Below are 23097 nucleotides of genomic sequence, written 5' to 3'. Positions count from 1 at the left end.
GCACCTCGCTATTTAGTTGGCAAAACGTCTGAATAACCAAACAACATGAGATCTTCAACACTCTCCCAGATGAACAATATTTTGCGACCACCAAATGGTCTAATGTAATGGATCCCTTCTAGAAAAATGGCATCTTTTAGTTGGTCACGAATCGTTCTCGCATCATATTTAATGCGTACAGATAACTCTTCAGCTGTTAAATAAGTATTAGACATAATATACTCTCCGATAGGTCATTTGATTTCACAGAAAGCTTTTTTGCTCTCCTGTAGAACAAATTTATGCTCATTTATTATCTTTTGCAAGCTTTTTTAACCTGCAGGAGAACATTTTTTATTATTGGAGCTCATTTTGAAGTGTAATCTTTCCAGAATACTCGGTGAGAAGAGGCTTAAAGTTTCTGATGTGGCAAGGGATACAGATATTAACCGAGGTACTATTACCCGTCTCTACAATGAAACGGCCACTCGTGTTGAATTAGATGTTTTAGAGACGCTATGCAAGTATTTAGATGTGGAAATTGGTGAGTTACTGGAAATTCAATGAAGAATTTTAAATATTGAATTAGATCTAGCAGTATTTCTGAGTTCACCATCATAAAGACTACTAGGAAGGCGTAGATGCTTTATAAAAATGAATTTGGTGCTGGTTTTAACTTAGGTTTCAACTTAAGCGATTACCCATATCTTAACGATAAAAGTTGGCACAATGACGTGAGTCCAAGTTTTAATTTTAATGTAGGATCTCAATACTACGTCCTCTGGGTTGTTATCAGACCCAGCAGAGCGTGAAGACTCAAACTCCCGATACCTAATACAAGCAGCAACCAATGAAGGGGATGGAGTACCCCTTGAAGTTTACAGCTCAAGTTATGACATTATTTTTGAAAGTGAGAACACTACAACTATAATTAATTTTATCAGTAACTTATTGAACAATGTTAATAGCCAACACTTAAATTAGATGCTTCTGTAAAATATCATCAGTTAACTTAGTTAACTTTGCGCCTCTTACAAAAACATCTAACAGTTCAATAGGGTCTTGATAATGACAATGGATAGTAGGATACAATTCGCTCATACAATCACTTTCTGATTTGACGATTCTACTTCTCTCAGCAACATGAACAGCCTTGAGTTTCATACTATGTCCTGGAAACACGAAATGATTAGTTACCAAGGCCGTATCGCCTTCTAAAAGAGAAACTGCTTTCTGATAATAAAATTGCTTAACCAGATCTGACCATCCTGGGGCAGTGTTAGGTGAGCTTGCTTCATAGTACTTTGCATCTACAACTGCAAACCTATTTTCCTCGTGATGTTTAAGTACTGTGTCTGTTCTTTGCCCTTTCTGTGCTACTGGCACAAAGTCCTCATTTAGCAACTGATATACAGGAACTGGTAATTTACTATTTACTGCATATTTACCAATCAAGCATTCATCGAGCATCGACTCCCAAAGATTATGAAACTTACGAACACCAATTAGTATATTATTTATGTTGATACCCTTCTTGATACGCAAGTACTGAATTAGACCCTTAATTAAGAAAATATCTCGCTCTGAGTAACTCAATTGTAGTTCTCGTTGTAAATAAGCTATTTGCACATTGACAGTACCTGATGGTTTAGGCATTAGCTCTAACCGTTCATCAAAAAACCTAGGCAGCCCCAACCATAGCATTCCATAGTCCTTGAATAGTTCTTTGATAATTTGAGCATGGATTTTTGCGGTTTCACAATTTGAAGTATACCGTGAACGAGATGTCGACAAATCGAAATACATCGGCCCACTTATAGTTGGGTAAGCTGAACTGCGAGTTATGGTTCTAGCCCAATTCACTTTGCCATTATTGGTTAAACGTTCTTTAACTCTTCGTACATATAAACTATTTGCTTGATAATCATTTAGCAGCGAAACAGCTAATGATAAAGCTCTACCACCAATGACTTCCTCACCACTTTCTTGTGCATAAATACCACTATCTTTGCTTTGATAATATTTCAATAAAGCTTGAAGTAGAAGATGAGCTGCCGAAGCTCTATCTTCAATTCGTGCTTCGTGGTTTCTAGGTAAAAAAACAGCTAAGCCATCGCTGTAAGAAACCACACCACAAAAATGTACCTTTACCATATCCGGTGCAACAAGGCCTAGACTGCGCATTTCACTAAGCAAAGATTCAGGGATAGTCTTATCGCTGACCAATAGTCGATCAGACAAATAGAGAATATTACTCACCGGCATCTTCCGCTGCCTCTGGCACCTCGGCGATTTCGCCCTTCACTTCAATAACTCCTTCAATTGCAGCACTGAATACTGGAAGCCCTTTATTGAAAGCTGCTGAGAGCCCCCCAAACGTTTTGTAAGAAGAACTAAATACTTTGTGCTGACCGATATGGCGCAAAACGTCGTCCCAAAGGTACACAAATAGTTTGCCGTTCAGCGCGTCGTTTGCAGAGCTAGGATCACTAAGCTCTTTCGGGTTGAGGAAAAATGGACCAATGAGGCGATCTTCGGCGATACCAGTTTCCATCAACACATCGTTAATTGCTTTGGCTAGGTCAGGCCACTTAATAGCATATTTCCCATTACCTGTAGAAACTTCAATTACTGTTTGAGGTACTGCCGAATTGCTAAAATCAATCCCTAAGTATTCAAAGCTCCAGCGACGTTTAAACGCGGTATCTAAGGGCATTACAGCCTGATCACTGCTGTTCATTGTTGCTAGGATAGAGAGATTAGATGGAATTTCTAGCTGTGTTAGCTCTGGAACACCTGATACGCGAAGTTGCTCATTGATATACAGCAGCATATCAGGGTCTGCAGCATCAATTTTGTAGGTACTCTCCCCAGTGGCATTCCTATCAAGTAATTGAAATAGTTCACCGAACACCGCGGCAGCTGGCGCTCGATTTATTTCTTCGATAACTAAGCAGACGTGTGTGCTTGGAGATCTTTTAGCTTTAACAAGCGCATTAGTAAATGGCCCCGGTCGGAACTGATAAGTAACAGTAGGATTTCCTGCGAGATCTGTTTGCATCATCGGCTTTAAAGCACCGACAAAGTCGTTGTACTGTGTGTCTGGATGGAAAACAGTTACAACCTTTTCTGCACCTATACATTCTACAGTATGGATCTTATGGCTCTTTCCTGTACCAGGTGCACCATAAAAAATTTTGTTACTAGCACCGTCAAAACCTATCCCCTGAGAATCCGAACGACATGAAGCTCTAAAGAAAAGCTCTCCCTCGCTTCTATGAACAGCCATATTAGGCCAAAGTATCGAGATAAGTAGAGAAACAGAGTCGATTAATTCATCTGTTTCCAATAAACCTTTTTTTACATGTACATATTGGGCTAGTGAGGTTGAATAATGAACTGGTTTTTCAGTATATAGCGTGTTCCCTGAAACAGGTGTCGTACTCAACAAAAAGGCATTATCAATCTCCCCCCAAGAGCAATATCGGCCACTAGTTGAATTTAATATTGAGTCAAGTAATCCTTGCCACCCCAATGTTGATAGGATCATTAAAAGCAGCTCATCGCCATCTGTAGAGCGGAATAGATGAGGAAGGTAAGCATTATAATTAGCTGTTAAATGTTGTAATGCTACTTGCGATTTAGAGAAGGCGCAGACTAATCGACTAAGCATTTCTGAACTGTTGTCAGGAACAGGTAAAGCTTTCAATACGACAGAGCGAAGAAAATCATCACTTGGTCGGATCGTTGTGGCACTAGTCTTACCGTAACCGTTAATAATTTCTTTTGCTTTTAACCTCCTTTCTGCAGTCAAAACATCAAAAACATCGTAGAACTGCTCAAGACTATATGAGTCAATTCCTGTTAGTTCTGAAGGCGTCGCGTTTTTGTTTGTTATGAATGTCCCTACAGCATCTGCATCAGGTAAAGCTTGTACTGCCCTCTCAAAATACGCTATATAGTTTTTAACAAGCAACACTAATGGGGCTAGCTTAATTGCATATAAGAAGTAGTGGCTTGGGATGTAACAGTGATTGTTGTTACTTGAAACATTAATCTTTGCTGAGTGGTCAAATATTTTGATTTGTAGGTCAAGTTCCTCTTCAAAAATATCTTTCGATCTTTCATCAAACCTAATCTCGCCAAAATTCCAGCTTGATTGAGTATCTAGCTTTGACCATTTACCAACCATATTCAATTCAGATAGCATACTTTTCCTAGCCTTAATAAAAAACACAGCCGCTGCTTAGCGGCTGAAAACTGTTAGTCGTGCTTAATCCATAAGCTACGTGAAACTTCTTGGCGCAGATTTTCAATGAGCTTTTTATTCGTTTCTGAAAACTGCCCATTTTCAAACTCACCAAGGAAAAACAAGAACTCAGCCAAAGGTTGTGATTCACCTTCGGACAAGTTTCTTACTAAAGGATGCTCACTATTTAGCGTGATGTAATGATCATCTTCGTAGCCCGGCTCCCAAAGCGAACCATCTGATGTTTTACCAAAACGTACATCAATATCTTCAATAAGTGGCGTGATAACTCTGAATTGATTTAGATGATCTCCTCGACCTGAGCATAGGATACGAAAATCAAGCAACCCATTAAAAATAGCAACTAAAGCATCACCGAAACCTGCTCGATAAATACCATAACGATCAGCAATAATGTTGCCAAACATATCGGTATTGTCTTGCCCAACACTATCAACATCGGAGATACGATTGAACAATACTCTCACTTCCGTGGGCATGAAAATTCTGGCGTACTTCTTACCTTGATGTTGCAATGCAGCAGCTACTTTTTTTACAGAAAAAATAAAATTACCTAGACCCAAAATATCGGCAACCTCATAAGCCATGTGTGGTACGGCTGAGTTACTCGGTAAATGTTCTGTTAACCATCCCTCTAAGAGTTTGTTTTTTTTCTTTAAGTCATTTTTGGGTAAATCAGTTACAGCTATCGAAAATTCACTTTCAAATGAATCTCGATGACTGAATACAACTGCACTAGCGGCTAGCTGATATACATAGTCAGTAACAATTTGATCAGACTCATTGAAAATTCGGTTAAACAAATCTATCGGTAGAGGAATAGTGGTCTTCCAGAAGATAAGACCATCCACTCGATACTTAGAGTTTTTGTCATTCAAGTAACGTTTAAAATCGGATAAATCATATTGATAACTCATTAGTCTTCCTCTGTATCAGGTAGTTCAATGCTCAAGTAACGTAACGTTTGACTCACTTTTTGACGAAACCCTTTTAATGTGTGTTGGTTTGCTTCAGAGAACTCACCATGCTCTGCGTTTGATAAGCTCCACAGCAACATGTCCAAAGCCTTCATCGCTTCAACGTTATCTTTGCAAACGTTATACATTTTGTGAAAGTACGGATGAGACTTGCCTAACGTAACGCAAGTATTACCTTCTTCATCACATGATGGCTCCCACAAATCATCACCTAACAAGGAGTTTTCTTCATGAACTCGAACCGTTTTATCGTCATAAACTCGGATGCCTTCAATCACGGTCGGCTTCATTTGATTCTGATTTCTAATAGTGACAGTGTCACCATCCACTTTGATTTCTGAGTTTTTAGTATGCTTCTTGTGCTTATCAATTGCCTTGTCTGCAGGACCATGTGCGCGCTTTGTATTCGCTGCAACTAATCGATTTTGACCCTTAAGAAGCTCTTGCCTCCATGGTGCAATCAATCGTTTAAGTTCTTCTCGGATCTCAACAGGTATAATGACTCGGCTTTTTCTGAAGTCGATACTAAACACATCATCAAGTTCATGAGTGAAATTAAGCTCGACTCTAAGGCGGGTGATCTTACTTTCTTTCTTATACATTCGATGAGGCCACCCATCATGCCAGATAAGTCGGCCCTCACGATAAATATATAAACCTTGATTATCAAGACCATAACGAACGTAATCTATTTCATCCGCATCAAGATCATTTTGAGATGGAATAACCCCACCTTTTACTGTAAACGACAGATTTTTTCCTTGATGCTCTACAGACACAGCTTTTTCTTTTAACACTCGAGAGCGAGCGCCTTCACTAGAGCGATTTAAATCCGAAGAAAGAGGATCCCACCCTATTAGGTTAACTGCTGGCGCATCACCAACCTTCATGGAAATAGTAACTTCTTCAGCCTTTAAGAACTTAAAGAATACGGCGCTAAGATCCAAAGATAGCTCTTCACCAAGAGCTCTTATTTGGTCTCGCATTTGTTTTTCACTGCCCGCCTTAACTAAACGGTCAATGTTCTCCCAAATTATCATTGTGCCACTGGTTTCTGAAAAGTCTGAAAGCGCTTCATAATCTTCGTAATACTCATTAGAATCTGGGGTTTCAAGCTCCCATCGATCAGAAGCAATAATTTTATCAATGTCCCATGCACGACCAGAACTGGTGCCATTTTGCTGTGATAACACAACCAATCGACGACAAAATGCGGTTGAAGCTGTCTTTAGTCCCATGCCAAACTTCCCCAATGACTTAGGATTATTCCGCCTTGGGGAGCCGTACCGCATCGCACTTCTAAGTTGCTCTTCTGACATGCCATCACCGTTATCAGTAATGATCACTCTGAACTCTCCCATCATATATTGAAGTTCAACTTCAACTCGGGTTGCATTCGCTGCAATTGAGTTATCAATGATGTCAGCAAAAGCCGCTTCTTTGCTATAGCCTGTATCTCGTAAGCTCTCGACTAAACGAGCCGCAGACGGACGAAAGTCATCGTCTTCGAGTAAATCTATTTTTTGACTCATAATCCTAATTTTTCCAAGTAAGCAAGCATGATTTGCTTGTCTGTTTCTTTATCATCTGTCACCGAAACAACCCGCTCACTAAGCTGCCGTTTTAACCGAATTCTTTCATCAATTTTTTCTTCGATGGTATTGGCATAATACATGTAATACACATTCACGACCTTATCTTGCCCGTTACGCCATGCTCGAGCTGTGGCTTGCTCTTCAAGAGCTGGGTTCCATTGTCGGCAGTAGTGGATAACATTCGTTGCGGCCGTAATATTTAAGCCCATCCCCGCCGTTTTGGGATGCAAAAGTAATACATCAAACCCTTCAGATGTAGAAAAACTATCAATTAAAGGTTGTCGTTCCTCATTCGGCGTTCTACCATCAATCACACTCGGTACTAGTCCAAATCTTTCTTTTACTGCACCTTGAATGAGATCGATCACCTTTTGGAAAGTCGCAAAAATAATTACCTTTTCATTTGCGTTGGCTATGTTGTCAAGCTGAAGAGTGAGCAGTTCAAATTTCGCACTGTGTGCTCGAAGGCTTCTTACATCTTTATCAATCGACGGGTCGAGTAACGCTGGATGCGCCGTAAACTGCTGAAGTTTATTGATCAAAGGAAGGATACCACCACCACCACTCTTGGCATCATCCTTCATCTCATCAATTATTGAGTCGTAGCAAGCTGCTTCTTTCTCACCTAGCGATACTGCTGTGTGAATATCTAGTTTTTCAGGAAGTTGCTTCAATACGTCTTTTTTCATTCGGCGTAACGTAATTTGGCGAAGGCTGCTTTCTAACTCTTCGAGATTCTTGTTTAACGTCTCTGATAAGTCAGAGTGAACGTAAGTCTTCTTGAAGCTGCTTTGAGAGCCTAAGAAACTAGGGAAAACGAGATCACTTAAAGACCACGCATCCATTAGACTATTCTCTACTGGGGTACCCGACATGGCGACTGTAACACCAACATCTAAACGCCTAGCAGAGAGAGAGCGACCTGAGCTAGGGTTCTTCAACATACTGGCTTCATCAAATAGCGCTAGGTCAAAGTGCACATCTTCAAACATAGTGATATCTGACGACATCGTCGTATAAGGGGTAATGATCACATTGCTACCATCGAATGCCGAAGCAACCCCTCTACGCTGATTACCATAATGGAGATAAGGGGTAATACTGGGGGCAAAAAAGCTAAACTCCCGAACCCAATTATCTAGAAGAGGGTTGGGAACAACAATGAGAATTCTACTATTGGGGTTCTTTTCTAACACATCGCAGCATAAAGCAATAACCTGTGCTGTTTTCCCAAGCCCCATATCATCTGCCAGAATAGTTCCCACCGAGTTTTCAACACAAAAGCTGAGCCAATTAACCCCCGTCTCTTGATAAGGATAAAGTGATTGAGCAAATAATTTTTTGTGGTGAGACTCTTTCTGCTGATTAGCTCTTAGTTGCTCAATGAGGTCTGATGGGATCTTGGTTATTAGTCCCTCTTGAAAAAGAGACCTAAGGAGTTTGATTAATTTGGGTAGAGGTAAATCCCCGAATGCCACATCCAAATGTTCAGTCACTCTTGAGCTAACAAAACAGACTCGCGAGTTATCTAAGATAAAATAGCCACAACTGACTAGCGCTGCACTCTGTGTGGCATCTAAAGCCAGCCCTCTAAACTTTAAAGTGAAAAAGGGCTCAGGTGAAAGTTCAAAGATAAATTGTATTTGAGTAGGCCGTTTGGAAACAACAAAATCAGTATTAATGCCATCGACTAAAGCTGTGAACCTGCCTAGCTTAAACACTGCCTCTGGCGGAACTTTGCTACCGTGCTGTTCAACAACACCATCGTTAATTATGTAGTTCATTTACAAGTCCCATATATATACCAGGTCAAAAACCGGATAATCCTTGCTTTTTAGTATGTCTCTATATACAGTTACGCCATCACCGGGGCAAAAACCGGATATTTAAATGAGTGTAATGGTGCAAAAATTGAATACATCAAACTATATCAGAGAGTTACGAAAAAAACTTGGTCTAGGTCAACGTGAGCTAGCAAATTTGATAGGTTTAGGAAAAGACGGCGAGCGAACAATTCGAGGCTGGGAAGCTGGCGAACATAAGCCTTCAACCTTAAAATGGGGGAAAATTGTAGATCTTGAAAAAGAAATGCAGAATTTCTATGATAACGCCCCCCTAAAGCAAGGAAACATAAATGCTGCTAACTTTAGGTTTATCGATCTTTTTGCTGGTATTGGAGGTATCCGCTATCCTTTCCAACAATTAGGAGGCCACTGCGTATTCACTTCTGAATGGGATAAATTTGCTCAAAAAACATACTTAGCAAATTACGGTGACATGCCAAATGGGGATATCACAAAAATAACAGCCAAAGATATCCCTGATCATGAAGTTCTTCTTGGTGGTTTTCCATGCCAATCATTTTCACAAGCAGGTTTAGGAAAAGGGTTTAGTGATACTCGCGGAACGATGTTTTTTGAAGTGCAGCGAATTTTGGCAAATAAAAGGCCAAAGGCTTTTTTACTTGAAAATGTAAAGCAGCTTAGGGGGCATGACAAAGGTCGCACGCTCAAAATGATAATGGAAATATTACAGGGACAGCATGAGCAAGAAATCCCTGAAGATATACCGATGAGCGAAGAATCACGCCATGCTTTAGCGGTAAAATTAAATTATTGGGTTGATGTCAGAGTACTAAGAGCTGGTGATTTTGGAGCCCCTCAAAATAGAGAGCGAGTCTTTATCATAGGCTTTGATAAAGACCAGTATCCAAATGTAAATTTTGATAAAGCTTTTTGCTGGCCAGAGCCTCCAAAGACACCAACTCGAGTTGGAAATATCCTGCAAACAAAGGAAGAGTTAGAAGAAGATAGAGAAGAATACGGGAAAGACAGATTTACTATTTCAGACAGGCTTTGGGAAGGACATCAAAAACGCAAAGCTGAACACAAAACAAAAGGTAATGGTTTCGGTTACTCATTATTCAATGCTGATAGTGAATACACCAATACGATTAGTGCACGATATTATAAAGATGGTTCTGAAATACTAATGGATCAAAGCCATATAAAGAAAAACCCTCGTAAACTAACACCACGTGAATGTGCTAGATTGCAAGGGTTTCCAGAAAATTTTATAGTTAATGCAGTATCGCAAAATCAGATTTACCAGCAATTCGGTAACTCTGTATGCATGAAAGTGATTGAGGCAGTTGCAGAACAAATGGTAAATGCTTTATCTACCGCTGAAAGCTTAAGCCAAGATACCTCACAAACTAAAGCGGGTTAAATTATGAAGCCTCTTAAAATGTTCTTTTTGACATGAAAGGGGCCTTACTCAAAAATAGCTATTTCGATAATGGCTCAAAGTGCATATGAGAGCGTTCAATATTCTATGTCAGGCTAATTTTTAAATTTCTAGCACGCTGTCTAAACACCCTCATAAAAACAGCAAGCTTTTCTAGCTTGCTGTTTTAGTTTTTCTATAGGTCAAAAGCTGCTTTTTCTAGCATTAACAGCTTTTACAATAGAGAGATAGTCTTTTATCTGCACTAGTGCTTGCTTCAACTTGTCCGCACCATGAATATCTGCCGACAGACGCAGGAACACACCATTTTCATCTACTTCAAATCTATAATCTGAAGGTAAATTTGACTGAATTTGCAACAAGTCGATACCTAGTTTTCCTTTGTATTTTCCATCGCCGCCTCTTCTGTCAATTAACCAATAATAGAGCTGTGATGTTTTCTGCTCTTCGAGTAATATTGCGACAAAACCAGCGTTAGGAACCAAGCCATTTATCGAATAAGCATTGAAGCCCTCTAGTCCTTCCTCTGTTTCTGTGACGAAATCGACACTCGACAATGCGAATTTAGATTCAATCACCTCGATAACAGTTTCATCTCTCTGTTGATAAGAAGCCTCCTCGACAACACTCTCTTCAATAACTTCGCTGTCACTCGTTTGGCTGAATGCTGAAAAGTCTTCATTATACAGCGCAGCATTTAAGTCTTGTATGAAAGTACGATTAACACCTAAACGTTCACGCTGATGAAAATCCAGTAGGCTATACCCTGAGCGCAATAACACAAATGATCTAGCAATATTAAATACACCATCACCTATATTTTCTCCCAGCTGAGACTTGATCGCTAAAAGCCCCTCCTGCTCTGGATTCAACAAAACGAGGATTATTGCTCTTAGAACATGAGAGCCATTATCGTTTAATGGAATATCTAGAGCTCCTGCACCACTAACTAAAGCATGTGCTTTTTGTGACCAAACTTCGTACTGGTGGTAGCTTGTAACTGACGTGCTCAACTGCTCGTTTAAGGAGCTAAGAATAGAGTATGTATCCCAACCAGAATCTAGACTGTTCTCTATACATAATTGAGCAAAAACCCTTTGCACCTCATGCTCCAGTGGACTAAGCTCCTTTGAATCTAGTAAGTAATCCAGTAGACCATCTAGAGTCTGCACCGATAAAAGTTCGGCTTTCATTGATGTGATACTGTTAGGTTCCGACAGTATCTGCTCATATGCTAGAGCTAAGATACCGTCTTGCTTTACCAGATCAAATTTGCTCACAGAGCTTTCAGGTTTGTCGATACTCAAAGCTTCAGGAGAGACGCCTATTTGTCCCGCGCTAACCACTTCGCAATTAAGATGCTCAACATCATAGTTCTCGTAGCCCCTATCTATAAATAATTCTTTAGCATCTTGAGTTGCAAACCACACGCTCACTAAACCAGACAATGGGTAAGCTCGTTTAACACTGGTATATGCAATCTCTAGAAGCACTAAATCATCAGCAAAGTTACCTCCAGAAACAAGACTTAAGGCGGTGCTAGCATTGAAAACTGTCGAGTCATTTATGCGATAGCATAGCGAATTTAGAATTACCTCATAGGGTAAAACTATTCTTGATAAATGCTTCCTCGTTATAACCACGTAGGAAGAGTCTGAATTGAATAAACTTGTCGTCATTATAGTTCTCGATATTCCATTAAACCTGAACTTTCACTTGGTAAATACTTCAAAATTGGAGCTGGCGCAGTTCTCGTTTTAACATACATAAGGACTAACTCTGACCGAGCTCGAGAACACATCACGTACATGTTCATGTTAAATGTGGTTAGTTCCGTATCACTGAATGAGAAATTTTGTAAATCAGGAATAAATACAGTATCAAACTCCAAGCCCTTACAGCTTCGACGATTCAATATAGTAATAATTCCCTGCTTATCAAATGCTAACAATTCACTGGTTTGAGGTTTTGAGCTTGAATAATACTGCACTTGATAATTTGGTAGTGCTTTATCTAGTTTGTCTAAATAAAAAGCTCTGTCTAAATCTGAGTCTACTATTATTGCAACTTCTTGGGCACCTCGTAACTGTAGAAAATTCTTGATAAAGTCAGCTTGTTTTGTTTGTTCATAGGTTGCTATTAATTTCGGCTTACTACCTGTTTTTTCAGGTACCTCTGGTACCCCTGTAGGCAAACCGGTATAGAAATGTTTTGCCATCAATGCGATAGGTTGAGTATTTCGAAAGTTTTTAGTTAACTTGAACTCTCTGTCTTCTTTCACTCTTAGGTTACGGCGTATCTCATCCAAAGAAGAGTTTTGCCCTTCATGAAGACGTTGATTTTCATCAGCTAGGATAGTTATGCCACCTTTGTCCATCATTCGACCAGCAGATCGCAAAAACTTAAACATATCAGGCGAGAAGTCTTGAGCTTCATCAATAATCAAATGCCCCCAATCAACAATATTTTCATCAGTTAACTCTACGTATTGATCAAGCATTGTCTCCCAGTCGTAATGCCATTTACTTATCTCTGGGGGAGCAAGCTTACAACTACAGCCTAACCACTTTTCGAATCTTTCTGGGGTTTGATTCACCTGTTCTTGAGTAACCCACCACTGCTTTTTAGATGCTTCATATTTAGCTCCGGCTTCTCTTACTTCTTTTCGCTCGTTATAGTTCGATTGAAGATAAACACGATTAGGATGTTTTTGGGTCGAAGAAGAATCAAACTCAGGCCACTTAGCAAATTTGTCAGGCTCACCATCATATATTTCTCTTGGTACGAACCACTTTTTAAGGCTTCCGTCCCATCGACCTCCCGCAGCTTTGACTTCATCTTTATCTGAATATGGGCTATTCAAATAAACTTTTGATGACTTTTGTTCGGTCTCAATACTAGTATCTTCATCTTCACGAGCAATCCGATGCTTCTTCCACCAATCTGGAAGCCAGCTGTGCATAGTCTTTGACGACACCTCGCCTTGAATATCTTTAGCCACATTTTCCGTGTAGCGTCTTAATACTCGGTTATACATCAATACAGTAGCAGGCGTGCTTTTTCGAGTTAAAGCTTGAGCTCGCAAAAAGGCAATCACCGTTTTACCTGTTCCCGGAGGGCCCGTTACCAGTACATTACCGGTAATTGGTGCCTCTTCAAAAACGTCTTGCTGTTCCTCGCTAATTTGACGAGCATTAGGCATGCGCATTAGCTGTATTCCTCACAAATTTTCTTCATTATTTGACTAAACAATCCTTGCGCACCATCATCACCAATTAGTAATTTTCGGTCTAACAACAAGTTATTGTGTTCGCAGCTAGTTTCGGAAACTAGGGAGCATGAGTGACAGGCGGCCTTATTCAGCCCCATAACACCTTGAGATTCCATTTCACTGCACACTGGGTCATTAGAACACCAGTTAGCGGTTTCGAGTGCTGCCACGAAAGCGGGGAACAAGCGCAGAGGTTCACCTTGTTGGACCAACCCACCTAGGCTACCTTCTGAATCTCCGTCTGCTGTATAGATTAATATACCAGCTTGCCCCTCATCGGCATAAATTCGCTCACGAAGAGAACCACTTGAATAACCACTCTCGAAGCTCAACTGACGAATAATTAAATGAGCAAAAGTATGTAGTGCCATGAATTTCGCCGTTGGCTCAGGCAAATAACTTGAGGTCACGGAAGCATAGCGCCTTAAAACACTCTCTAATCTTGGCCTGACAAACTGGTCAGCTTGGTGTTGCCACTCATCTATCATGGTTTGACTAAACTCGATAAATATACCTTCACCGTATACTTCACATGCTGGTAACCATGATTTTTGACCATCAGCTGATCTCATCAGAACTGGGTTATCATCAGGCTTAACCCTTTCAAAACCACAGAAAGCTCTTACTTCACGAAGTTTGTCGAGTAAGACAATCTTTTTGATGTATTTATCAAAGCCAAATGCTTTAGAGCTATCAATTAGTGCCGCTCGAGTTTTGAAGTTGTCACTTTGTTTATCATTAATATTTGCAGCACTCAGGACGTCCCACTCAGCGACACGCAGATCTTTATCATCAGGGATACGAAATTCTCTTTTGGGCTCACCACCTGAACTTACCGCTTCTAAAATATCATCTGCAGAGAAGCCAAAATCATCCGCTAAATCATCTGCACATTGAGCAGCCCGTTTTGACTTCCCTCTTTCTAATGCTCTTAATAAATCATCGTAATCTTCGGTGTCTTTTATAGCATCGATAATGCTGTTTCCCTGAGAGCTAGACTCATAGGGAATATCTAGAGCGGAACGAATTATGGGATAGTAAAGGTTACTTGCACCTCTTTGCAATACGCGTAAAGTTTCCTCACAGCTTGAACTAAAGTCTTCTTTATACTCCCAAGGTTGTTTGTCTAAACAGCGGGAGCGTAAAGCGCCTTCTTGCATGATGTTTCCCAGAGAGTTAGTTGCTCCACAGTTTTTACAATGGACCTCTAGCGCATCAAGACCACTTCCTCGATTACTATTTGTTATAAAATAGAGCTGGTCTTTGGGCATCGAGCATTGCTCTGGTTGATTTTGGTGTGCCCACCGGTCCCAAGGAACATCTTGTAAATGTCCATGATTACATGCAGCAACAAAACGCATTGGAACTAATATCTTGTTCTTACACTTGCTGTTTTCACAAGTCGGTACACCATTTTCATTGACAGGGTCTTCTCTACTCCAACGCTTTAGTCTCCGGCAGCGAGGGCAAAACATCCATGTAGGAAAACGATGAGTCATCAGCGAGTTATTCTTGTGGATGCTCTCCCAGCGGCTGTTTAATACAGGGGGCTTTTTAAGCGCCCACACCCCTGCTTCTTTTGTTAAACGGTCAAGCTTTATCTCTTCAAGCTTCGTTGGCCACTGTTTTATATCCATAAGAATTAGGGATTCATTCCCAATATCAATAATTGAGCCTGGTCCAAACGGACTAATAAGTTGTGAGCTTCTATAACTGCGATTAGCACCAGACATCTTATTCTCCTCGAACCAAAATATGGGTTTCTGTATCAACGCTGCGCATTGAATTCAAAGTATTCCATGCATCTGCATGCTCACTCACGTTGTCATCAAACGACTTAAACAATGGTCTAAACTGCTTTCCCGCCCCTCCCGACTCGTACAGGCTAATTGGCTTGTCATCACTGTTTGCTTTACGATGCCACTCGTCAATTATTTGGTCCAAATAGGACAAAACCTTAACTTGCTCTGATGTATCCATTCCACTCATTGATTGCTTGATTCTGCGAGTAAATACCTCACGAATCTCAACGAACTCATCATTTTCTTTGTCGAAAAACTTCGCATTCTTGTTTTCTCTGAGATACCCTGTCATCCGAACGACAGCAATCAATGACGCGTGTAACGCCCTTTCTACCGCCGGCATAGCCCAAGGAGTGACACTTGTCGGCTCTACATAGCGGTACAAAGCTTGGTGATAACTTTTAAACGACTCATAGTGAGAACGGTCCCTTGGCTTAGTGGCAGAATATTGTGTGAATACTATGCCTGGTGGACGAGTTTTCTTACGTCCTACGCGGCTAGACGCCTGAATGTATTCAGCCGTTGCTTTGGGTTGTCCGGCAATTAGCATCATACCTAACCGGCCAATGTCGACGCCTACTGAAATCATATTGGTACAGGGTAATACATCTACTACTTCATCACCGGACATCATTTCCTTCTCTAGCTTGGCGAGAATTTCAGGAATTCTAGGGCCTTTGACGCTTGCACTTAGCTCTTCAACTGACTGGATATCTCGGGCTTCTTGTCCCTCTTTTGTAATGACACCAACACGCGCAGGTATATCATCTCGAGCTAAGGTCATTGTTTTACCCAATTCTCTTCGTGAGTTGTGATATATAGGCAATGTCCAGTAACTGTCTTGTGTTATATTCGAAAAGCCAAGGTCTTGAGGCGCTTGAAGTAAAGCAGCTCCTAATTGAACCAAACCAGTCTGCCCTGTATGACCAGATGGCATTACACCGACGTACATTCGTCCGGGATTGTCTAAGTCTTCTTTTGAAAAGAACGAATCTGCTTCGTCAGTACCTGATGGAGGAAAAATAGCAACATTGCGACCAAACAACCGGTTAACTTGTTGGTTCGCACTTCGAATTGTTGCTGTGGCTGCTATAACTTTAGGTTTGTGCCCTAGAGTCTCCATGATACTGTCAAAACCAGTTTCATATATCCCAGCTATTGTTCCTAGGGGCCCAGAAATGAGGTGCAACTCGTCTTGAATGATCAAGCTAGGAGGTCTCTTTGAGCTCTTACCGAAAAAGGCTGCGGCTTCGGCTTTCCATGTCAATCGTGCAAATTTGTCTATCGTTCCAATCAATAGGCTAGGTGGTGCGTCATATAACGCCTCATCAACTACCTGAACTGGTAAGTGACTATGGAACTCACAATCACTGGATGGACATATAAACTCGAACTTGGAGTATTGATCACAATTCACACCATAATCAGCAGAATTATCAGAGTGTCTATGTGGGAATACTGAGGTACCACACCAAGGGCAAACTTGGAGCTGAAATGGATTTTCTGGTTGATCTGCCTCTCGCTGCTCTTTATATTTTTCTGCTGCAGACTTATAATCATTTGGCGCACTTGCAGAACCAACCCACAACCCCAAGCTAAATCTCTCGGTCCCTAGCTTTAAAGGCTCTCGCTGGCGTAATACTTCTAATGCACAAATCAAGCTGCCCGCTCGCTGAAACTGTTGGGAGGTCAACAAGCGCAGTGTATAACGCTTGATTACTGATGTACCACCACCAGCTTCTCCATATTTCAAACGGCGATAAATCATTTCCCAAGCTGCAACAGCAAGATACGCCTCAGTTTTGCCTCCACCAGTAGGGAACCACAACAAATCTACATCTTCATGAGAGTTAGAAAATTCACCTTTATCGTTTGGAATGAGTGACTCTAAAACCAGCAATTGAAAGGCCAACTGGAACGGACGCCAGTTGAATTTACCGACTATTTCTTCAGCGAAATAATCTGGTGTTTTGTATCCCCAGTCTCTAGATTTTGCAGTCCCAGAATAACTCCCACCTGAATGAATCATTTGCATCAGCATCGCTTCATTTGCAAGACGGAAAGCTTGCATAGCCAGTGCATCAGATCTTAATAGATCTATGCCCGCATTCATTCGATCTGCTGCAGCTCGCAATCTATTTATTACTCTGTTTTTTGCCCCATCATATCTGGGAGCTAGAACTTCTCTATCTAATTCACTAACCCAACCTTTGTAGGCATCTATCAAACGTTGATAATCATTTAGTAGTGAGTCTGATGATGTCGATTTAGTATCCGCAACACGATGAATGCTCAACATTTCATCAGTTAAATAGGGAAATTTTTCTTTGTCTAGATCTGTGGTAAAGCCTTTCACCTCGTGACTTGGAATTATTTCTGTATGAAGTTCAAATGGGACTCTATCTCCTTCATGTTTATTCCAACTTACAGCGACACCGTGTCCCACGCCCCAGGGGACTCGGTTCCTGTAAGTTAAAGCCAATTCCTTTTGCTCATCATCGAGTTTAAAGCGATCACTGCTCGGGTATTCAGCAAACTTGCCTTCTTTCGTAGTTACAGATATTTGGCACTGATAGAAACAGTCTTGAGGCCTGAGGTTTTCACCCGATTTAGTTTGATTAGAAAATGCAATAGTAACAATGCGGCCTGAAATATAAGGCTTAATTGCAACATCTAGGCGGGCATTTTCATCAAATATGGATGTCGATGGGAGACTCCCTCTAGCAAGGTCAATCTCCATAGAGTAATCAAGTGGTGTTCTTTTCCAACCTGACTGCTGGTCTCTCGAATATCTTGCCGCAGATATATGAACCTCAAACGTTGATGAACTTTGAGCTGCAAAAGACAACGCCATAGAGGATGGCTTAAAGTCGTTACTCAGCGCTTCGGTAGTAGAGTCCTCTCCCAGAGTCTCATCAAGCTCGTCTCTGGAAGCTGCTGGAGGAAATAGTGTTCCTGCTAAATAACGCTTGTGTGGTGCGTCTTTTATTTCTTCTTCAGGTCCATCAACCGGACCTATTAACTGTAGCCTTACATACTCGAGAAGCTGCTTTCGAGCAGACTCAAATTCATTTGATGACATTCAATTTTCCTTTCAAAGCAAGAGAAAGCAACCTGCAATCAGTTCGCGCTTTGTCTAGCCTATCACACATCAGTTTATTGATATTTAACTCATGATTTGTATTGATGAAATTATTGCGACTATTCGAACTGATTTCTGCTGTTAACATAAACATTGCACTCTCTCCTTCCGATTTAACTATTCAAGGCAGGATAATTCGCATCTCCCCATAGCTCATTGGGGCTATCCATCATGATATTGATAATGATTGGCACTAGCTTTGATAAGAAAGCAACACCGTCACGGATTTGTTCACGGTTTGCCGAGCTATTCCAGGTTGCACCACCATGGATAAGCTGATTTCTCAGAGTATAGAGCCGTTGCAAGACGACAAATATCAAGGTATCGGTTTTTTGGCATGAAAGCGCGACATTTGCTTTTGATTTGGCATTTGAAAAAAGCTGTTGCCACTCACTCTCGGTGATCTTCCCTGCTTGGAAGTCCCAAAAGGGCTGAAAGACATATTGGTTATCTAACAATACTCTTATGCTGGTAGAAAACTCAGACCATATCAGTGAGTAAAGCTGCTTATCCGCATCCAGCTCAACTAATTTAGACATAAATAATGAGAAGGCTTCTGACTCTGTGTGCCTGAGTACTTCGGTGTCTTGAGAGTAAGCCGCATTAAATGCGATCCATAAGAAAATGAACTGGCTGTCTTTGTCATCTTCACATTGCTCTGACTTATTTAACCAACTCAATGCGCGGTGAACTCTTAACGCTAAACCTTCAGGAAAGTCATCACGTATTCTTCTTTGCTTACTTTTTAAATTATCGAAATCCATTTCTTCTCCCTTAAGCCATTACTCAAAATCTAATTGGCTCTTGCACTTAGCTCAGGGTACCGTCCCGTAACGGGATGGTTCGCCACAGTTGATGATATAAACTTACAAATTAAGCAGTATTGGATATCAGATAAAGGAATTCAGACTGAAACACTAGGTAGAACAGTTATATTGCCAGATGTCATGTGCGCTATTCTTTTGAGTTACCTACTATTCCTGCATCCAAATTTAAGAGTATTATTTCTGAATCACGCCAATAGGATTGCCAAGATTTATGTACATCAGGAGAGATCTGCGTTTTGTATTTGAATACTTAATTTTTGACATTTTAACGAAAAAAGTCAGGCATGCTTAGCCATTTTATAAAGTTTTACTTCGACCTCAGTTTGTAACAAATATTAAGAGTCAGGGTGAGGTGATAGCTTAAAATAATTGATATTGATGGTTTAACACTTAATTGGTGAAGGATTATATGGCCCCATTCCATTAACCCTAGAATACTTTTCTTTATAAAAATTTCATTGAGTAACAGTTAACCGATAACAAAGTCTTAAATTTACTGCATATAAAGCTATGGTCACCATTTTTGATATAAAATTTATACTGGACTTACAAAATAATACCGTCGTAATCACTCAATCCTAACTAAACACAACCACTACAACCAGATGAATTCCGTGCCAAGAGGCTTGAACTAAAGTAAGACAACTTTCTCTTACTTAGCTAACTGATATTGAGTACTGCGATGACTTTATGATGAGGTGTATTAATCACATCGTTAAAATGTCCACCGAGCATTGGAATTAGCACAAGCTTTAATACCATGCACCTTTTACGTACAGGGTATTAAAACGGTGAGTATGGGATGAAGTATTTATGGAGTGATATCTGTTGCTGCTGTTGCAACAGCTTTCGTTTCACCATTACTCCACAGCACGTTAATTTGAACTGTAATGGCTAGTTAAAACTGGCCACTCACTTAATTCTTAGCTAGCTCATTTTAGGACAAAAGCTTCATAAGGTTAATGCTAAAAGCGCTCTAGTTCACATCTCAATAAATATGACTAAAATAACGAAAACTAATTGAGGTTAACCTTCAAATAAATGGCCAATTTAACTAAACCACTACACTAAGCTTTGCACGTTTTCAAGAGCAGGAAGTGAATCATTAAGCCAAGTGACTTCTGGGCCTGTACTTTGTAGCCCGATTTGACGCAATGCATCATTTGGCTCTACGGCGATGACCTCACAACCTTGCTCATTCATCCACTTAGCATCACGCCCAGAACCAGCACCAATATCTAAAACATTCGATCCTGATTTTGGCCAATATAACTTCCACGATTGGTGTACAGACTTAAAATCAAGACCATTATATTGTTCAGCGAGCTCTATAGCATTCTGACTATAAAAAAGAGAGGTTGAGTTCATGAAAATGCGCCATATGTCCTTGTTAACCCATGATATACGGCTAGGTTACATATGGCGATAGCTTAGTAAAGAACCGTGATTTATTTTTGATTAAAGTCTAAGTGCTTAATAAGTTATTAATAATGGAAGGTTAGATCGCGGGTGATTTTCTAAAAATATAACTGACAAAAGCGGTGTGGATTTCCCAGATTAATAATAAGAAGGTTCTTATTTATTAATGTAAAGAGTCTTCCCAAGCTAACTATCTAGTTTCGATTATCGTTATTAATTTTGAAAAAATTTTACACTAGGTGTTAGTACTAAACTATCACTAGAAAAATTGGCTGCCTCTAAAAAGCTATGGTCACCATTTGGTCACCATTTGGTCACCAAACAGAAAATACTGAAAAATATGAGTATGAGTTTAAGAGTGATTTTAAGATAGGGAAATGAATAAAAGCCAGAAAAGACAAAGGCCTAGCATTTCTGCTAGGCCTTCTAAATTTGGCAGGGGTAGCAAGACTCGAACTCGCAACCATCGGTTTTGGAGACCGCTGTTCTACCAATTGGAACTATACCCCTGTTGACGAAATGCATTATGCTAAAACCACTGCCAAAGGTAAAGCATTATTTATCACAAACGTACTGACTGTGGGTTTTTCAGCCAAGTATATCAAATTTTAATCTACTTTAAGTTTGATAATTACTTCCGCAAATAACAATACGTGAATTAGCATTTTTGAGATCACTATTCTTGCAGTGAAGACAACGAAATACTTTGTCGCACTATCAGATTAATTTAAAGGTAAAGTTCACTCTAACAGGCTCTGAATACGTCTAGGAGCTAGAAAATCAATAAACCTTCAATGTTAAAAAGCTTCTACATTGCACTTAAGCTTAAAATAAATACTTTGTACTTTGTGCTTTGTGCTTTGTGCTTTGTGCTAGCAGAGCCTACACACTCTTATCAGGCTCTTAATCGCAAGCTTCAGCTCACGAGTCCAGCTGCAGCTAATATCAGTCGTATGATTAAATCAGAAACAACTTGAACTAGCACCTTTAACACTTTTAGCTTAATAGGGGTTAGACTACAAATCAAAAAGCGCTTAACCCACGGCCTTTGGCGTACGACATGGCAACGATTTATAACAAAAGCGATATTCTAAAATCACAGTAACAGAACAGTCGCTTTAGGGCTGATAATTTATTAAATTCCACAACAAAAAAGCCTCTACATTGCTGTAGAGGCTTGCGTCTTTGTGTTGGCGGAGCGGACTTACTCTTATCAAGAGAGGAACCCACGCCCCCCGGCGTGACAGGCCGTTTATCTCTAATCAAGAGCCTAAGCAACTGAATTACCGCTGCTTTAGCAAACCACTTTCCCATGTCACTATTATTCATTCTTTAAATAACAGAGACGAAAAAGCCCTGCTATTGCTAGCAGGGCTTATCGTAATGTTGGCGGAGCGGACTTACTCTTATCAAGAGACGAACCCGCGCCCCCGGCGTGACAGGCCATTTATCTCTAATCAAGAGTCTAAGCAACTGAATTACATCTGCTTTAGCAAAGCACTTTCGAATGTCACTATTTATTCATTCTTTAAATAACAGAKACGAAAAAGCCCTGCTATTGCTAGCAGGGCTTATCGTAATGTTGGCGGAGCGGACTTACTCTTATCAAGAGACGAACCCGCGCCCGACGTGACAGGCCATTTATCTCTAATCAAGAGTCTAAGTAACTGAATTACAGCTGCTTTAGCAACCCACTTTCCCATGTCACTATTATTCATTCTTTAAATAACAGAGACGAAAAAGCCCTGCTATTGCTAGCAGGGCTTATCGTAATGTTGGCGGAGCGGACGGGACTCGAACCCGCGACCCCCGGCGTGACAGGCCGGTATTCTAACCAACTGAACTACCGCTCCTTTAGTAAATTGCTTGCACAGTATACTAAATTCTTTTTAAGTCGCTAACGTGTCAAAGTTAGTAGACTTGCTTTATTGTAATAAAGCGACTCTTTCGAGTAAATTAGGCGCTTGGCGATGACCTACTTTCACATGGGGAGACCCCACACTATCATCGGCGCGATTGCGTTTCACTACTGAGTTCGGGATGGGATCAGGTGGTACCACAATGCTATTGTCACCAAGCAAATTGGGTTGTTAACCGCATAAGCGATTAACTAAATTCGGAAAGCTGTTTTTTACTTTGAGTTCGACAAGTACATGGAGGTACTTGATGTCATAAATGCATGGAGCAATTTTATGACCACTTCATTAAGCGCTATMTATTCTTCACTAAGTCTTACCTTTAACAGTAAGTAATAAATCTAGTTACCATCAWCTCAGATAAAAACTCATCTGGGTTGTATGGTTAAGCCTCACGAGTCATTAGTACAGGTTAGCTCAACGCCTCACAACGCTTACACACCCTGCCTATCAACGTCCTAGTCTCGAACGGCTCTTTAGAGAGATTAAATCTCTAGGGATGACTCATCTTAGGACTCGCTTCCCGCTTAGATGCTTTCAGCGGTTATCGATTCCGAACGTAGCTACCGGGCAATGCTATTGGCATAACAACCCGAACACCAGCGGTTCGTCCACTCCGGTCCTCTCGTACTAGGAGCAGCTTCCTTCAATCA

14 protein-coding genes, 2 tRNA genes and 2 rRNA genes are annotated in these 23097 nt (G+C 40.6%); 2 read left to right on the top strand and 16 right to left on the bottom strand.

The annotated features are described in order from the left end of the window. Nucleotides 1-8: 8 nt before the first annotated feature. A complete protein-coding gene (locus tag BM739_RS18225; protein WP_076543066.1) occupies nucleotides 9-215 on the bottom strand; it encodes a hypothetical protein in 207 nt (68 codons plus the stop codon). Between the two features lie 124 nt (nucleotides 216-339). On the opposite strand from BM739_RS18225, the gene BM739_RS18220 reads away from it, so the two are divergent. Continuing rightward, nucleotides 340-546, top strand: coding sequence for a helix-turn-helix transcriptional regulator (locus BM739_RS18220; RefSeq protein ID WP_247663573.1), 207 nt, complete (start codon nucleotides 340-342; stop codon nucleotides 544-546). 408 nt (nucleotides 547-954) lie between these two features. On the opposite strand, the gene BM739_RS18210 is transcribed toward BM739_RS18220, so the two are convergent. The 5 genes from BM739_RS18210 to BM739_RS18190 are packed head-to-tail and all read right to left on the bottom strand — an operon-like array spanning nucleotide 955 to nucleotide 8605. Beyond that, the gene (locus tag BM739_RS18210; RefSeq protein ID WP_076543065.1) at nucleotides 955-2244 is read right to left on the bottom strand and encodes an LlaJI family restriction endonuclease; all 1290 of its coding nucleotides are present in this window, start codon (nucleotides 2242-2244) and stop codon (nucleotides 955-957) included. Continuing rightward, nucleotides 2231-4189 carry an McrB family protein gene (locus BM739_RS18205; protein WP_076543064.1) on the bottom strand — a complete coding sequence of 653 codons (1959 nt, stop codon included), beginning with the start codon at nucleotides 4187-4189 and terminating at the stop codon, nucleotides 2231-2233. The genes BM739_RS18210 and BM739_RS18205 overlap by 14 nt, the downstream gene beginning before the upstream one ends. Before the next feature lie 53 nt (nucleotides 4190-4242). Then, entirely contained in the window at nucleotides 4243-5166 is a 924-nt protein-coding gene (locus tag BM739_RS18200; RefSeq protein ID WP_076543063.1) for a hypothetical protein, read from the bottom strand. Next, nucleotides 5166-6758 carry an ATP-binding protein gene (locus BM739_RS18195; RefSeq protein WP_076543062.1) on the bottom strand — a complete coding sequence of 531 codons (1593 nt, stop codon included), beginning with the start codon at nucleotides 6756-6758 and terminating at the stop codon, nucleotides 5166-5168. Before BM739_RS18195 ends, BM739_RS18200 begins: the two co-directional genes overlap by 1 nt. Further along, nucleotides 6755-8605 carry a DEAD/DEAH box helicase gene (locus BM739_RS18190; protein WP_076543061.1) on the bottom strand — a complete coding sequence of 617 codons (1851 nt, stop codon included), beginning with the start codon at nucleotides 8603-8605 and terminating at the stop codon, nucleotides 6755-6757. The genes BM739_RS18195 and BM739_RS18190 overlap by 4 nt, the downstream gene beginning before the upstream one ends. A 106-nt stretch (nucleotides 8606-8711) precedes the next feature. Here BM739_RS18190 and dcm point away from each other — a divergent pair, with 106 nt between their 5' ends. Next, the gene (gene dcm, locus BM739_RS18185; RefSeq protein WP_254843584.1) at nucleotides 8712-10049 is read left to right on the top strand and encodes a DNA (cytosine-5-)-methyltransferase; all 1338 of its coding nucleotides are present in this window, start codon (nucleotides 8712-8714) and stop codon (nucleotides 10047-10049) included. Nucleotides 10050-10249: 200 nt separating this feature from the next. Here dcm and BM739_RS18180 read toward each other — a convergent pair whose 3' ends face one another. The 10 genes from BM739_RS18180 to BM739_RS18130 all read right to left on the bottom strand — a co-directional run. Further along, nucleotides 10250-11746, bottom strand: a complete 1497-nt coding sequence (locus BM739_RS18180) for a hypothetical protein (RefSeq protein ID WP_076543059.1) — start codon at nucleotides 11744-11746, stop codon at nucleotides 10250-10252. Beyond that, nucleotides 11746-13275: a DUF5710 domain-containing protein gene (locus BM739_RS18175; RefSeq protein WP_076543058.1), complete on the bottom strand. Its 1530-nt coding sequence runs from the start codon at nucleotides 13273-13275 to the stop codon at nucleotides 11746-11748. The genes BM739_RS18180 and BM739_RS18175 overlap by 1 nt, the downstream gene beginning before the upstream one ends. Next, the gene (gene drmB, locus BM739_RS18170; RefSeq protein WP_076543057.1) at nucleotides 13275-15071 is read right to left on the bottom strand and encodes a DUF1998 domain-containing protein; all 1797 of its coding nucleotides are present in this window, start codon (nucleotides 15069-15071) and stop codon (nucleotides 13275-13277) included. Before drmB ends, BM739_RS18175 begins: the two co-directional genes overlap by 1 nt. A 1-nt stretch (nucleotide 15072) precedes the next feature. After that, a complete protein-coding gene (locus BM739_RS18165) occupies nucleotides 15073-18222 on the bottom strand; it encodes a helicase-related protein (protein ID WP_076543056.1) in 3150 nt (1049 codons plus the stop codon). A gap of 173 nt (nucleotides 18223-18395) precedes the next feature. Then, on the bottom strand, nucleotides 18396-19046 hold the full coding sequence (locus BM739_RS18160; RefSeq protein ID WP_076543055.1) for a HEPN domain-containing protein: 651 nt from the start codon (nucleotides 19044-19046) through the stop codon (nucleotides 18396-18398). A gap of 1125 nt (nucleotides 19047-20171) precedes the next feature. Continuing rightward, the gene (locus tag BM739_RS18155) at nucleotides 20172-20477 is read right to left on the bottom strand and encodes a bifunctional 2-polyprenyl-6-hydroxyphenol methylase/3-demethylubiquinol 3-O-methyltransferase UbiG (protein WP_139326913.1); all 306 of its coding nucleotides are present in this window, start codon (nucleotides 20475-20477) and stop codon (nucleotides 20172-20174) included. 484 nt (nucleotides 20478-20961) lie between these two features. After that, a tRNA-Trp gene (locus BM739_RS18150) sits at nucleotides 20962-21038 on the bottom strand. 1266 nt (nucleotides 21039-22304) lie between these two features. Continuing rightward, nucleotides 22305-22381: transfer RNA gene (locus tag BM739_RS18140), tRNA-Asp, on the bottom strand. Nucleotides 22382-22490: 109 nt separating this feature from the next. Further along, nucleotides 22491-22606: ribosomal RNA gene (gene rrf / locus BM739_RS18135) — 5S ribosomal RNA — on the bottom strand. A 219-nt stretch (nucleotides 22607-22825) separates the two neighbouring features. After that, nucleotides 22826-23097 (bottom strand): 23S ribosomal RNA (locus BM739_RS18130); the annotation flags it as partial.

Source organism: Shewanella sp. UCD-KL21, from assembly GCF_001957135.1.
Classification (GTDB): Bacteria; Pseudomonadota; Gammaproteobacteria; order Enterobacterales; family Shewanellaceae; genus Shewanella.
The sequence above is the reverse complement of the archived record's forward strand: the minus strand, read 5'-3'. Positions and strand labels throughout refer to the sequence as shown.

What these genes read in the sequence shown, in the direction of transcription:
- BM739_RS18175 (WP_076543058.1), bottom strand. Translation starts at nt 13,275, where the DNA reads ATGCGCATGCCTAATGCTCGTCAAATTAGCGAGGAACAGCAAGACGTT.
- BM739_RS18165 (WP_076543056.1), bottom strand. Translation starts at nt 18,222, where the DNA reads ATGTCATCAAATGAATTTGAGTCTGCTCGAAAGCAGCTTCTCGAGTAT.
- BM739_RS18205 (WP_076543064.1), bottom strand. Translation starts at nt 4,189, where the DNA reads ATGCTATCTGAATTGAATATGGTTGGTAAATGGTCAAAGCTAGATACT.
- BM739_RS18160 (WP_076543055.1), bottom strand. Translation starts at nt 19,046, where the DNA reads ATGGATTTCGATAATTTAAAAAGTAAGCAAAGAAGAATACGTGATGAC.
- BM739_RS18195 (WP_076543062.1), bottom strand. Translation starts at nt 6,758, where the DNA reads ATGAGTCAAAAAATAGATTTACTCGAAGACGATGACTTTCGTCCGTCT.
- BM739_RS18225 (WP_076543066.1), bottom strand. Translation starts at nt 215, where the DNA reads ATGTCTAATACTTATTTAACAGCTGAAGAGTTATCTGTACGCATTAAA.
- BM739_RS18210 (WP_076543065.1), bottom strand. Translation starts at nt 2,244, where the DNA reads ATGCCGGTGAGTAATATTCTCTATTTGTCTGATCGACTATTGGTCAGC.
- BM739_RS18155 (WP_139326913.1), bottom strand. Translation starts at nt 20,477, where the DNA reads ATGAACTCAACCTCTCTTTTTTATAGTCAGAATGCTATAGAGCTCGCT.
- BM739_RS18200 (WP_076543063.1), bottom strand. Translation starts at nt 5,166, where the DNA reads ATGAGTTATCAATATGATTTATCCGATTTTAAACGTTACTTGAATGAC.
- drmB (WP_076543057.1), bottom strand. Translation starts at nt 15,071, where the DNA reads ATGTCTGGTGCTAATCGCAGTTATAGAAGCTCACAACTTATTAGTCCG.
- BM739_RS18180 (WP_076543059.1), bottom strand. Translation starts at nt 11,746, where the DNA reads ATGACGACAAGTTTATTCAATTCAGACTCTTCCTACGTGGTTATAACG.
- BM739_RS18190 (WP_076543061.1), bottom strand. Translation starts at nt 8,605, where the DNA reads ATGAACTACATAATTAACGATGGTGTTGTTGAACAGCACGGTAGCAAA.
- dcm (WP_254843584.1), top strand. Translation starts at nt 8,712, where the DNA reads ATGAGTGTAATGGTGCAAAAATTGAATACATCAAACTATATCAGAGAG.